Annotated in this window: 12 protein-coding genes and 1 tRNA gene; 6 read left to right on the forward strand and 7 right to left on the reverse strand. The window is 72.6% G+C overall.

Annotation, left to right across the window (positions count from 1 at the left end):
• Window positions 1-103: 103 nt before the first annotated feature.
• Window positions 104-586 (forward strand): MarR family winged helix-turn-helix transcriptional regulator, encoded by a 483-nt coding sequence (locus tag ACFY2K_RS22510; protein WP_380407231.1) that lies wholly within the window; start codon window positions 104-106, stop codon window positions 584-586.
• Between the two features lie 5 nt (window positions 587-591).
• On the opposite strand, the gene ACFY2K_RS22515 is transcribed toward ACFY2K_RS22510, so the two are convergent.
• Window positions 592-1746: a cystathionine gamma-synthase gene (locus tag ACFY2K_RS22515; RefSeq protein WP_375884549.1), complete on the reverse strand. Its 1155-nt coding sequence runs from the start codon at window positions 1744-1746 to the stop codon at window positions 592-594.
• A gap of 183 nt (window positions 1747-1929) precedes the next feature.
• Here ACFY2K_RS22515 and msrA point away from each other — a divergent pair, with 183 nt between their 5' ends.
• Window positions 1930-2607, forward strand: coding sequence for a peptide-methionine (S)-S-oxide reductase MsrA (gene msrA / locus ACFY2K_RS22520; RefSeq protein ID WP_375884546.1), 678 nt, complete (start codon window positions 1930-1932; stop codon window positions 2605-2607).
• Window positions 2608-2764: 157 nt separating this feature from the next.
• The gene (locus ACFY2K_RS22525) at window positions 2765-3127 is read left to right on the forward strand and encodes a cupin domain-containing protein (protein WP_375884543.1); all 363 of its coding nucleotides are present in this window, start codon (window positions 2765-2767) and stop codon (window positions 3125-3127) included.
• A 96-nt stretch (window positions 3128-3223) separates the two neighbouring features.
• Here the strand turns inward: ACFY2K_RS22525 and ACFY2K_RS22530 are convergent, their stop codons facing one another.
• The 3 genes from ACFY2K_RS22530 to ACFY2K_RS22540 form a co-directional block, all read right to left on the reverse strand.
• Window positions 3224-4498: an Ig-like domain-containing protein gene (locus tag ACFY2K_RS22530; protein ID WP_380528103.1), complete on the reverse strand. Its 1275-nt coding sequence runs from the start codon at window positions 4496-4498 to the stop codon at window positions 3224-3226.
• Between the two features lie 188 nt (window positions 4499-4686).
• Entirely contained in the window at window positions 4687-5019 is a 333-nt protein-coding gene (locus tag ACFY2K_RS22535) for a hypothetical protein (protein ID WP_375884538.1), read from the reverse strand.
• Between the two features lie 475 nt (window positions 5020-5494).
• Window positions 5495-6895 carry a cystathionine beta-synthase gene (locus ACFY2K_RS22540; RefSeq protein ID WP_375884535.1) on the reverse strand — a complete coding sequence of 467 codons (1401 nt, stop codon included), beginning with the start codon at window positions 6893-6895 and terminating at the stop codon, window positions 5495-5497.
• A 232-nt stretch (window positions 6896-7127) separates the two neighbouring features.
• On the opposite strand from ACFY2K_RS22540, the gene ACFY2K_RS22545 reads away from it, so the two are divergent.
• From ACFY2K_RS22545 to ACFY2K_RS22555, 3 genes are all read left to right on the forward strand, one after another.
• Window positions 7128-8225, forward strand: a complete 1098-nt coding sequence (locus tag ACFY2K_RS22545) for an SGNH/GDSL hydrolase family protein (RefSeq protein WP_380528098.1) — start codon at window positions 7128-7130, stop codon at window positions 8223-8225.
• 64 nt (window positions 8226-8289) lie between these two features.
• Window positions 8290-9510, forward strand: coding sequence for an acetyl-CoA C-acetyltransferase (locus ACFY2K_RS22550; RefSeq protein WP_380528095.1), 1221 nt, complete (start codon window positions 8290-8292; stop codon window positions 9508-9510).
• Between the two features lie 290 nt (window positions 9511-9800).
• Window positions 9801-10757, forward strand: coding sequence for a hypothetical protein (locus ACFY2K_RS22555; RefSeq protein WP_375884529.1), 957 nt, complete (start codon window positions 9801-9803; stop codon window positions 10755-10757).
• A gap of 100 nt (window positions 10758-10857) precedes the next feature.
• Here the strand turns inward: ACFY2K_RS22555 and ACFY2K_RS22560 are convergent, their stop codons facing one another.
• The 3 genes from ACFY2K_RS22560 to ACFY2K_RS22570 form a co-directional block, all read right to left on the reverse strand.
• On the reverse strand, window positions 10858-11226 hold the full coding sequence (locus ACFY2K_RS22560) for a hypothetical protein (RefSeq protein ID WP_380528092.1): 369 nt from the start codon (window positions 11224-11226) through the stop codon (window positions 10858-10860).
• A 246-nt stretch (window positions 11227-11472) separates the two neighbouring features.
• On the reverse strand, window positions 11473-12339 hold the full coding sequence (locus tag ACFY2K_RS22565) for a Bax inhibitor-1/YccA family protein (RefSeq protein ID WP_375884525.1): 867 nt from the start codon (window positions 12337-12339) through the stop codon (window positions 11473-11475).
• Between the two features lie 142 nt (window positions 12340-12481).
• A tRNA-Leu gene (locus tag ACFY2K_RS22570) sits at window positions 12482-12563 on the reverse strand.
• Window positions 12564-12967: the final 404 nt, after the last annotated feature.

Genomic DNA, 12967 nt, shown 5'->3' on the forward strand with positions numbered 1-12967 from the left:
CCTAGGGGCCAACCCGGGACGTCGGGCCTGTTCCCGGGCCCGCTCCGCCCGCGTACGCTGCTGCTTCTGAGCTTCTCTCACCGCATGACGATCGTGAGCCGCGATGACGACGACCTCGCCCCAGGCCACCGACCGAACCGAGCCCGTCCACACCCAACTCCAGTACCAGCTGGCGGTGTTCGCCCGCCGGATGGAACAGGTCCGGACCTCCGGCGGCGGCGTGGCCGTGCTGGACCGGGCCGCCTACCTGCTGCTCGACCGCCTGGAGCGGCACGGGCCGGCCAACGTCAAGGCGCTGGCCGACGCGCTCGGCGTGGACTCCTCCACGGTGACCCGCCAGGTCGCCCCGCTGGTCGCGGCCGGGCTGGTCGGCCGGGTGCAGGACCCGGCCGACCGCCGCGCGGTACGGCTCGCGCTGACCGCCTGCGGCACCGGCCGACTCGCCGAAGTCCGGGACGGCCGGGCCGAGTTGACCCGCCGCCTGACGGCCGACTGGCCGCCCGAGGAGCAACAGGCGTTCTGCGCCCTGCTGGCCCGCTTCAACCTCGCGATGGAGTCGTACACGGCGGACCAGCAGGGCCACTGACCCCCTTAGCCCAGCGCCTGGGTGAGGTCGGCCAGCAGGTCGTCGATCGACTCGATGCCGACCGAGACGCGCACCAGGTCGGCCGGCACCTCCAGCGGCGAACCGGCCGCCGAGGCGTGGGTCATCCGACCCGGGTGCTCGATCAGCGACTCCACGCCGCCCAGCGACTCGCCCAGGGTGAACAGCCGCGCGCGGTTGCAGACCTCGACGGCCGCCTCCTCGCCGCCGGCGACCCGGAACGAGACCATGCCGCCGAAGGCCTTCATCTGCTTGGCGGCGATGTCGTGGCCTGGGTGCTCGGGCAGGCCCGGGTAGAGCACCTGGCTGACCTTGGGGTGGCCCGCCAGCAGCTCGGCGACCTTCTCCGCGTTGGAGCTGTGCCGGTCCATCCGGACGCCCAGGGTCTTGATGCCGCGCAGCACCAGCCAGGCGTCGAACGGCCCGGAGACGGCGCCCATCGCGTTCTGGTGGTACGCGACCTCCTCGCCGAGGCCCGCCTCGGCGAGCACCAGCGCACCGCCGACCACGTCCGAGTGGCCGCCCATGTACTTGGTGGTGGAGTGCACGACCGCGTCCGCACCGAGCGCGATCGGCTGCTGCAGGTACGGGCTGGCGAAGGTGTTGTCGACCACCAGCAGCGCCCCGGCACCGTGCGCGACCTCGGCCAGCCCGGCCAGGTCGGTGATGCCGAGCAGCGGGTTGGACGGGGTCTCGACCCACACCGCGCGGGTGTTGGGGCGCAGCGCGGCGCGGACGTCGTCCAGCTTCTGGGTGTTGGCGACGGAGAACTCGACGCCCCAGCGGGTCAGCACCTTGGCGAACAGCCGGAAGGTGCCGCCGTAGGCGTCGTTGGGGATCACGATGTGGTCGCCCGGCTTGAGGATGGTGCGCAGCAGGGTGTCCTCGGCCGCCAGGCCGGAGGCGAAGGCGAGGCCGCGGGCGCCGCCTTCGAGGGCCGCGAGGCACTCCTCCAGCGCGGTGCGGGTGGGGTTGGCGCTGCGGCTGTACTCGTAGCCGCCCCGCAGGCCGCCCACCCCGTCCTGCTTGTAGGTGGACACCTGGTAGATCGGCGTGACGACGGCCCCGGTCTGGGGGTCTGCTTCCTGACCCGCGTGGATGGCGAGGGTCTCGAAGCCCTGGGGAAGCTGGTGCTCGGTCATGGCTCCGAGCCTAACGGCCGTACCGCCGTGCGCCTGCCGGAATGCCCGGACCTCCCGGACCGGACCCCCGGAGTCCGCCGGGCCGGATCCCCGGAATCCGCCGGACCGGATCCCGGGAGCCGCCCGAGCCGGAATCCGCGGGCCGTCCGGTGCGTTGAATCCTGGGCAACCCTCCCTACCCCGATGGAGCAGGCCGTGCTGTTCGACCGCCACAAGACCTCGCTCGTCCCCGCCGACCAGGCGCTGCCCGGCCGCCCGGCCCCGGCCTTCGCCCTGACCGAGCCGCACACCGTCCTCGGCCACCCGCTGACCGGCCCGTACCCGCAGGGGCTGGAGGTGGCCGACTTCGGGCTGGGCTGCTTCTGGGGCGCCGAGCGCACGTTCTGGCGGCTGCCCGGCGTCTGGACGACGCTGGTCGGCTACCAGGGCGGCCACACGCCGAACCCGACGTACGAGGAGGTGTGCAGCGGGCTGACCGGGCACACCGAGGCGGTCCGGGTGGTGTTCGACCCCGCGGTGGTGTCCTACGAGCGGCTGTTGAAGGCCTTCTGGGAGGCCCACGACCCGACCCAGGGCAACCGCCAGGGCAACGACGTGGGCACCCAGTACCGCTCCGCGCTGTACACCCACTCCCCCGCCCAGGCCGCCGCCGCGGCCGCCACCCGGGACGCCTTCCAGCCCGCCCTGACCGCGCTCGGTCACGGCCCGATCACCACCGAGATCGCCGAGGCCGGCCCGTTCTACCCGGCCGAGCCGTACCACCAGCAGTACCTGTCGGACGCCAAGAACCCCAACGGCTACTGCGGTCTCGGCGGCACCGGCGCCTCCTGCCCGATCGGGGTGGCCCGCACCCAGGGCTGACCGCCCGGCGTCGGGCCGTCCGGGCGCCCGCCACCCCGGCCCGGCGCCCGCTACCCGAGGTGACCGTTCCCCGGGGCGGGCGCAGACTGGAAGGGCCAGCAAGGGCGGCCCGGCCACCTGTTGGCGGCCGGGCCGTTCCTCGTGAGAGGAGTGCGCCATGTCCGGTCTGGTCCGCATGAGTTTCGAGGCTCCCGAGGAGGTCCGCCCGTTCGAGGACGGCTCGGGGGAGCTGCGGCTGGTCAACCTGGACGGCGGCCCGGTCGGCCGGGCCGTGTTCCAGCCGGGGTGGCAGTGGTCCAAGCACGTGAAGCCGATCGCGGGGACGGACAGCTGCCGGGCGGCGCACCTGGGGTACGTGGTCTCCGGCCGGATGCGGATCGTCATGGACGACGGCGAGCAGGCCGACTACGGCCCGGGCGACTTCATGATCTGCCCGCCCGGCCACGACGCCTGGATCCTGGGCGACGAGCCGTGCGTGATCGTGGACTGGCAGGGCTTCGCGGACTACGCGAAGCGGTGAACGCGGCCGCCCGCCGCCTCGGGCGGGCCGAGGGGCGGGCGGAAGCAGCGGTGCTGAGCTGGAACGTCCGGGCGGGAACGTCCGGGCGGGGGCGGGTCAGACCGCGCTGCCGGCCTTCCAGTCGGCCCAGCCGAGGTTCCAGCCGTTCAGGCCGTTGTCCGGGGCGACGGTCTTGTCCCCCGAGTTCCGGACCTCGACGACGTCGCCGACCATCGAGGACTTGTAGAACTTGAAGCCGTCCGTGCTGCTGTCCTGGGCGCCCTTGGCGTCCTGGAGGCCGACGCAGCCGTGGCTGGTGTTCTGCCCGCCGAAGATCGACGACGGCGACCAGTAGTTGCCGTGGATGAAGGTGCCCGAGGTGGTGAGGCGCTGGGCGTGCGGCACGTCGGCGATGTCGTACTCGCTGCCCAGGTTGACGGTCTGCGAGTTCATCCGGGTCTGGGTGAACTGCTCGGAGATCACCATCTTGCCGCCCCAGGTGGTGTGCTCGGAGGAGCCGCCGGAGATCTTGTAGACGGCGCTGACCTGGCCGTCCGTGGTGACGGTGAGCTTCTTGGTGGCGAGGTCGGCGACGCTGGTCTGGGCCCGGCCGATGGTGAAGGCGACGTCCTTGGACTGGGTGCCGTAGACGCCCTTCGCGCCCTCGACGTCCTTGAGCCGGAGCTTGAGGGTGACCTTGGTGCCCTTGGCCCAGTACTCCTGCGGCCGGAAGTCGAGGCGGGTGCTGGAGAACCAGTGCCCGACGATCTCGACGCCCGGCTCCGCTATCACGGTGATCGCCGACTGGACGGCCTTCTTGTCCGTGATCGGCTTGCTGAAGTTGATCGAGACCGGCATGCCGACGCCGACCGTCGAGCCGTCCTCGGGGGTGAAGTAGCCGACGAAGGTGTTGGCCGGGGTCGCCGTGGTGAAGCTGGCGTTGGCGTCCGCCTCCAGCTTGTCCTTGTCGACGCCGCTGGCGGTCACGGCGTACTTGGTACCGCTGGCCGGGGCCGCGGCCGAGGTCCAGCTGGTGTTGTCGCTGGAGAGCTGGCCGGCCAGCTCCTTGCCGGTGGAGTCGGTGACCTTGACGTTGGTCAGGGTGCCGCCCGCGACGGTGACCTTGACCGGCTCGCTGAAACTCGCGCCGGTGGTGCCGTCCGCGGGGGTGACGGTGATCACGGCCGTCGAGGTCTTCGGCGCGCTGCTGCCGCCGCCGGAACCCGGGGTGCCGCCGCCGTTGCCGGAGCCGCCGTTGCCACCACCGCCGCCGCCGCTGTTGTCGTTGCAGGCCGCGAGCAGCAGGACCGGCGCGCCGATCAGGCCCGCGAGCACTCCGCGTCGGCTCCAGTTGACTCCGGCCACCCGCCCCTGACCGTCCCGTGCCGTCACGTCGCGTCTCCCTGCTGATCATCCCGGGCAATTACGGATACAGAAACGCAATCCGGCCGCTCACGGTTCCACCATCGAAGGGTAAGCGATCGTATGAGATGACCCAACTTCCCGCTGAGCATGGACAAAACACCCGGTCCGCCGGGGGCGGACCGGGTGTTCAGGGGTGGTGACGGCGCGAACGGCCGTTACTCGGCGGACTCCTCCACGGAGTACTCGTCCCACTCCTCGTTCTCGGGGTCGAACTCGGTCTGCGCCGACTCCCAGGTCGCCGAGGCGAGCTCCACGCCCGGGACGTCGCCGAGCAGCGCGACCGGGTCGATGAAGTGGGCGAGCGAACCCGACGGGTCCACCTCGATGGCGTCGACGGACTGGGCGCGCTCCTCGTCGTCGAGGTACTCGTCCCCGGCGACCTGCTGCAGGGCCGCGGCCTTGAGCGCGCCCTCGTCGGTGATCTCCGCGATGAGCTCGATCTTGAGCTTGACGTAGCGCGGGGCGTCGGTCGTTTCAGTGCTGGTCATGCCAGCGAGCGTACGGGACCACGGGCCCCCCGGCGTGCACGGAAGGGGCCGGCCCCTCGGAACAGGACCGGCCCCGCCGTGCTCCGGACCGGCTCCCCCACCCGGGAGCCGCGGAGCCGCGCCGTGACGGCGCGGTGATCGCCCGTGGGAGCCGCCGCACCCTGTCGACCGGCCGGAGCCGGGCAGGGTCGGGACGACGGCGCCCCCACGGAGGGGCCCCTCCCTCCGAATCAACGGTCGGGGAGGGCGGACACGGCGGCCGGGTCAGGACCGTCCGACGTGACCGGAGCCGGCCGCGGTCACCGGGGAGCCGCTCCCGGTGGACCACTGCCGTCTCGCGCGGCGTCTTGCCGTTGACCACCACGATGCCGGAGCCGTGTTAACCACGTGCTGCGGGCAGGTGACGCCGGTGTACCACTTCGCGCGTGGACGAATCCTCCGGATCCGGCCGCGGGCGGGGCGGGGTGAGCGGGCGTCAGTGCGCGCCGCGGGTGGTCAGGTAGCCCAGCAGGTCCTGGCGGGTGACGATGCCCTGCGGCTTGCCCTCCACCAGCACGACCGCCGCGTCGGCCTTCTCCAGCACGGTCATCAGGTTGGTGACGGTCTCGCCCGAGCCGACCACCGGCAGCGGCTTGGACATCACCTTGTCCAGCGTGTCGGTCAGCTCGATCTCCTTGGCGAAGATGCCCTCCAGCAGCAGCTTCTCCACCACGGAGCCGATCACCTCGCCGGCCATGATGTCCGGGTGCCCGGCGCCCGGGGAGACCACCGGCATCTGCGAGACGCCGTACTCGCGCAGCACCCGGACCGCCTCGGCGACCGTCTCGTTCGGGTGCATGTGGACGAACTGCGGGACGCCGCCCTGCTCGATGCCCTCCTTGCGGACCAGCACCTCGCTGATGTGGGCCTCGTCGGTGGCCGAGGGCAGGAAGCCGTAGTCGGCCATCCAGTCGTCGTTGAAGATCTTCGACAGGTAGCCGCGGCCGCCGTCCGGCAGCAGCACCACGACGACGTCGTCCGGCCCGAGCTTCTTGGCGACCTCCAGCGCGGCCACCACGGCCATCCCGCAGGAGCCGCCGACCAGCAGGCCCTCCTCCTTGGCGAGGCGGCGGGTCATCTGGAACGAGTCCTTGTCGGAGACGGCGACGATCTCGTCCGCGACGCCGCGGTCGTAGGCGGTCGGCCAGAAGTCCTCACCGACGCCCTCGACCAGGTACGGACGGCCGGTGCCGCCCGAGTAGACCGAGCCCTCCGGGTCCGCGCCGACGACCTTGACCTTGCCGCCGGACGCCTCCTTGAGGTAGTTGCCGGTGCCGGAGATGGTGCCGCCGGTGCCGACGCCCGCCACGAAGTGGGTGATCTTCCCCTCGGTCTGCTCCCACAGCTCCGGGCCGGTGGAGTGGTAGTGCGAGGCCGGGTTGTCCGGGTTGGAGTACTGGTCCGGCTTCCAGGCGTTCGGGGTCTCGCGGACCAGGCGGTCGGAGACGTTGTAGTAGGAGTCCGGGTGCTCCGGGGCGACGGCGGTCGGGCAGACCACGACCTCGGCGCCGTACGCGCGCAGGGTGTTGATCTTGTCGGTGGACACCTTGTCCGGACAGACGAAGATGCACTTGTAGCCCTTCTGCTGGGCCACGATCGCCAGGCCGACGCCCGTGTTGCCGGAGGTCGGCTCCACGATCGTGCCGCCCGGCTTGAGGGCGCCCGAGGCCTCGGCGGCCTCGATCATGCGCATCGCGATGCGGTCCTTCACCGAGCCACCGGGGTTGAAGTACTCGACCTTGGCCAGCACTGTCGCGGTGATGCCCTCGGTGACCTTGTTCAGCTTGACCAGTGGCGTGTTGCCGACCAGGTCGATGATCGAGTTGTGGTACCGCACGGGGGTCCTCCCGGTCTATGGGCATGCGAGTGCATTCGGTACTGCAAAGCCTAGGGCGTGCCACGTGCCCCAGCCCTCCCTTCCCGCACTCCCCCCACCGCTGCCGCGCTCCCCCAATGGCCCACCCCCGACCGCGCCCCCGGTACTCCCGCCCTCCGCGCGGGTAAGAGCGCTGTGCAGGCATGGCCGTGTCCCCGGAGGGGGCGGCACGAGGACGCGAAGGGGGCACCGGATGCCAGGGGCACAGGACTCGCGGGCCCGGGTGGCCCGTCGGATCGCCACCGCGGCGGCGTACGGCGGGGGCGGGCTCGGACTGCTCGGCGTGGGCCTGGTGGGCCTGCTGCTGACCGAGAGCAAACTCGCCGTCCAGGCCATCGGCGTCCTGGAGACCGTCCCGCCCAAGGCCGACGGCGTCTACGGCGAGGCCTTCGCCGACGGCGCCGCGCCGCCGCGCCCGCCGCTCGTGCTGGCCGTCCTCGGCGACTCCACCGGCGCCGGCCTGGGCGTGGCCCGCGGCCGGGAGACCCCGGGCGCGCTGCTGGCCGCCGGTCTGGCCTCGGTCGCCGAGCGCCCGGTGCGGCTGGTCAACGTGGCCCGCTCCGGCGGCCGCTCGGCCGACCTCTCCGGCCAGCTGGAACGGGCCCTGCGGCACCGCCCGGACGTCGCCGTGATCATCGTCGGGGCCAACGACGTGACCCGGCACAGCCCGGCCCAGCTCGCCGTCCGCCAGCTCGGCGAGGCCGTCGCCGCGCTGCGCGCCAACGGCTGCGAGGTGGTGGTGGGCACCTGCCCGGACCTCGGGACGATCAAGCCGGTACGCCCGCCGCTGCGCTGGGTGGCCCGGCGGCTGAGCCGCCAGCTGGCCGCCGCGCAGACCATCGCGGTGGTGGAGGCGGGCGGGCGCACCGTCTCGCTGGGCTCGCTGCTCGGCCCGGAGTTCGCCGCCCGCCCGGAGATGTTCGCCGCCGACCGCTACCACCCCTCGGCCCAGGGCTACGCCACCGCCGCGATGGCCGTGCTGCCCTCGGTCTGCGCCGCGCTGGACCTGTGGCCGGAGGAGGAGCGCCCGAGCACCGCCCGCCCCGGCGGGGCGGCACTGCCGGGCGAGACGGTGCTGCCGGGCGAGACGGTGCTGCCGGTCGCGGTGGCCGCCGCGGCCGCGGCCGACCGGGCGGGCACCGAGGTCGCGGCCGTGGACCCGGGGGGCCCGGGCCGGCGCTGGGCCCTGCTGCGCCACCGGCTGCGGGTCGGCCCGGACGCGGCCCCGGAGCCCGGCCCGGTGCCCGGCAACACGTCGGCCAGCTCACACGCCGGGGCCGGTGACGACTGAGCTACCAAGCGGTAACTTTCCTCCCGGACCGCCAGGTCCGCCGTCACCCAGCGAGGAGCCCGCAATGCCCGAAGCCGTCATCGTCAGCGCCACCCGTTCGCCGATCGGCCGGGCGTTCAAGGGCTCCCTCAAGGACGTCCGCCCGGACGACCTGACCGCCCACGTCATCCAGGCCGCCCTGGCCAAGGTCCCGCAGCTCGACCCGCGCGAGATCGACGACCTGATGCTCGGCTGCGGCCTCCCGGGCGGCGAGCAGGGCCACAACCTGGCCCGCATCGTGGCCGTGCAGATGGGCATGGACTACCTGCCCGGCGCCACCATCACCCGCTACTGCTCCTCCTCCCTGCAGACCACGCGGATGGCACTGCACGCGATCAAGGCCGGCGAGGGCGACGTCTTCATCTCGGCCGGCGTCGAGACCGTGTCGCGCAGCGTCAACGGCACCTCGGACGGCATGCCGGGCACCATGAACCCGCTCTTCGACGACGCCCAGGCCCGCACCAAGAAGCGCGCCGAGGAGGGCGGCGGCGAGTGGCACGACCCGCGCGCGGACGGCCTGGTGCCGGACGCCTACATCGCGATGGGCCAGACCGCGGAGAACCTGGCCGCGCTCAAGGGCATCACCCGCGCCGACCAGGACGAGTTCGGCGTCCGCTCGCAGAACCTCGCCGAGGCCGCCATCAGGGCCGGCTTCTGGGAGCGCGAGATCACCCCGGTCACCCTGCCGGACGGCACCGTGGTCAGCACCGACGACGGCCCGCGCGCCGGAGTCACCCTGGAGGGCGTCTCCGGCCTCAAGCCGGTCTTCCGCCCCGACGGCACCGTCACCGCCGGCAACTGCTGCCCGCTGAACGACGGCGCGGCCGCGCTGGTCATCATGTCCGACACCAAGGCCCGCGAGCTCGGCATCACCCCGCTCGCCCGGGTGGTCTCCACCGGCGTCAGCGCCCTCTCCCCCGAGATCATGGGCTACGGCCCGGTCGAGGCCTCCAAGCAGGCGCTCCGACGGGCCGGCCTGACCATCGACGACATCGACCTGGTCGAGATCAACGAGGCCTTCGCGGCCCAGGTCATCCCGTCCTACCGCGACCTCGGCGTCGACCTGGACAAGCTGAACGTCAACGGCGGCGCCATCGCCGTCGGCCACCCCTTCGGCATGACCGGCGCCCGGATCACCACCACGCTGATCAACTCCCTGCAGTGGCACGACAAGCAGTTCGGTCTGGAGACCATGTGCGTCGGCGGCGGCCAGGGCATGGCGATGGTCATCGAGCGCCTCAGCTGACGCTCCCCCCGTGCTCCGAAGGGTCTGGACCACCCGTTTGGAGTGACCGTGGGTAATTGAGGGCCGGATCACACCGAGAGGTCGATCCGGCCCTCTTCGCGGTCGTTTCCGGTCCCGGGATCGACACTGCGGAGCGGATCAACTCCACTGCGTAGAACGGTGTTACCTAACAATTTGGGGACAAGAGCGAAAGTCCCGGACTAATTAGACATTCGCCACTGCGGTAACAGCCCCGGATGGGGCAGTGTGGACACGTAACCCCGTTCCGCTCCTCGCTAGGAGTACGTTCCGTGAGCGTCGTCTACACCACCCTGCTGCTGATCCTGATCACCGTGTCGACCGCCGTGCTGCTGCGCCTCCGGGGCATCTCCCGGCGGCTGGACGCACAGGCGGCGGCCCAGACCGGGCCCGCACCGGTGGACGAGGCCGCGATACGCCGGGCCGTCGCCGAGGCCCTGGCCGCCGACCGCGAGCGGGAGATCACCGAGGCCCGGGCCTTCTGGGCCGAGCAGGAGGCCCGCGCGGCCGAGGACGCCCCGCTGTTCGACTCCCCCTTCGCCGGGGCGCCCTTCACCGAGGCACTGGCCGGCACCGACGAGTGGCCGCTGTTCTTCCCCCGCCCCACCGGCCCGCAGGACGCCGCCGACAACGCCGGGACGATGGACCCGGAGTTCGGCGAGGCGCTGCGCTCCGCGCTGGAGGACCTGATCACCGAGGGCGGCACCGGCCCGGCCGAGCCGGGCACCGAGGGCGGCACCCCGCTGCGCCCCGGCCACCCGGCCGGCGAGCCCACCAAGGACGCCCGCGCCCGCCGCGAGGCCGACCTGCTGGCCACCGGCCTGGAGGCCGGGCTGCTGGACGCCGAGCCGCTCGTGGAGGAGGCCCCGGTCGCCGCCCCCGACCCGCGCCGCCACCCCTCCCACCCCGACTTCGTACCGAGCCAGGCGCCCTCCCGGGAGTGGACCGACACCCGGCTCGCCGCCCTCGCCGAGGAGGCCGTCGCCCTGACCGACGTCCGCCCGGGCCCGCTCGGCACCCTGGACGTGTACGCCTTCGCCGACGGCACCACGCTGTGCGTGGCCCCGGGCGACCGGGAGGCCGCCTACCGGCTGATCGACGCGGTCCGTGCCGGTGAGCACGTCCGACTGCTCGGCGGCTCGCGGTTCTCCGGCTCCTACTCGCTGACCTTCTCCACCGACGAGGAAGCCGTCTACGTGCTCGCCGACCGGGTGGTCGCCAGCATCTGACCGGACCTCAGTCGCGCAGCAGGACCGAAGGCCGCCCGGGTCGCGGGGTTACCGACCCGGGCGGCCTTCGGCGTGTCCGGCTCCTGGCGGGCCAGGCAGCTCAGCCGCAGAGCGAGGCCGTCTCCCGCACCGCGGCCACCGCCCCGGCCAGCAGCTCGTCCACCGCCACCGGCCCGTCCGGCAGCGCCACCACGGCCCCCTCCGGCAGCGCCGCGAGCGCGGCCGCCAGGTCGTGCCCGGCGACGGCCAGCTGGTCCCCCGCCGCGAAGGCCCCGGCGTCCGGGAACTCCCGCTCCGGCCCGCCCTCCACGGCCAGCGCCAGCGCGGCCAGCCGCCGGGCCAGCGCCAGCACGGCCGCCGCCCGCGAGGCGTGCCCGGGCACGGCGCCCAGCAACTTGCTCTGCGGCAGCGAGCGGAAACGATCCGCCAGTCCGTCGACGGCTACGACCAGGGGCTGTACGTCATGCATGGGGAGGAGCCTAGGCCTGTCTCCCGGGTTTTGTCGGATCAGGTCGCGGCGTTGGGGTGCGTGCATCGCAAGGCGGAGGAGGGAGCCACTGCGGAGCATTGGCGACTGACGACAACGCGGCGAGGTGCGTGCCCCGGCGTCGCGGCCCCGGCAGGAACCCGGGAGACAGGCCTGAACGCCGCCGGGCCCCGGAGCAGAGAATGCTCCGGGGCCCGGCGGCAGTGGGTGGCGAGGACCGGGGGTGCGTCAGTCGTCGCCGCGCAGGATCGCGATCAGTCGCAGCATCTCCATGTAGATCCAGACCAGCGACAGGGTGAGCCCGAAGGCGGCCCGCCAGGACTCGCGCTGCGGGGCGCCCTGGGCGATGGCCTCCTCGATCGACGCGAAGTCCAGCGACAGGAAGAAGGCGCCCAGGCCGATGCCGATCAGGCCGACCACGATGCCCAGCGGGCCGGAGCGCAGGCCCATGTCGGCGCCGAAGGCCATCGCGATGACGTTGACCAGCATCAGCAGCACGAAGCCCAGGGCGATCGCCAGGCCGATCCGCTGGTAGCGCGCGGTGACCCGGATCCGGCCGCTCTTGTAGGCGAACAGCATCGCCGCGAAGACCGCCGCCGTGCCCAGCACCGCCTGGATCACGATGCCGTTCAGCATGGTGTTGAAGGCGTGCGAGACGGCGCCCATGGCGAAGCCCTGGAGGGCCGCGTAGGTCAGGATCAGCGGCGGGCTGACGCTGTTCTTGAACGAGACCACCAGGCCGACGACCATGGCCACCAGGCTGGCGCCGATCGCGAAGCCGAAGTTCTCGAACGGCAGCGTGAACCAGGCCACCGCACCGGCGGCGACCAGGGTGAGCAGCGTCATCGCCGTGCGGGCGACCACGTCGTCGAGCGTCATCCGCCCGGTGGCCGCCGGGCCGGCCGACGGCCCGTTGTACATCTGGTAGAGCTGCTCGTCCGTCAGCGGGCCCTGCCCCTGCGGCTGGGCGTAGGGCGTGCCCGCGTACGGGTTGCCGTGCTGGCCCCCGGCCTGCGCGGTGCCACCGAACCCCGCGTAACCGGGCTCGCGGGTGAAAGAACCCTCCCGCGAGAAGACCGGGTTGCTGCTTCTCATGTGCACATTCCCTCCGTGGCGGCACTGCACCGCCCAGGTACCAGGGTAATGGCTTGGCAAAAATTCCGGGATACGCCGCGAGGAGGATCCGGTGAACGACTCCCGGCGGGGACGCCGGAGGCGCCCCCGCGGGTCGTTGCGGTGCCCGGAGCCGGACTCGAACCGGCACGGCCTCGCGGCCAAGCAGTTTTAAGCTGCCCGTGTCTGCGTTCCACCATCCGGGCGTCCTGCGAACCACCCCTGAGACTAGTCGCCCGGCTCACCCTTTCGCATGTTCCCAGCCCGGGAAGTTGTCATGTTTCCTTGCCATCTGACGAACAGTTCGGGATTCGGCCACGAAGCACGGTGATTCCGGCCACCGCACCGTCCTCAGGGTTCCCGTCATACCCCAGGAGGAGGGTCCGGCACCGCCCGTACGCCCAGCGGTGGTCGGGCCAACCGTTCGAGGGGTCGACGCCGAACCATGATCACGTCGCGGAGCATGGAGGTACGAATCCGCGAACCCCCGAGGAGCACCCCCGTGACCACGTCGACCGCAACCGCCGTCCGTACCGGCCTGGCGGCCGCCCGCGCCACCGGCCTGAACAAGGTCTACGGGGAGGGGGAGACCCGGGTCGTCGCCCTGGAC

The sequence above is a fragment of the Kitasatospora sp. NPDC001309 genome (assembly GCF_042896295.1).
Taxonomy (GTDB): domain Bacteria; phylum Actinomycetota; class Actinomycetes; order Streptomycetales; family Streptomycetaceae; genus Kitasatospora.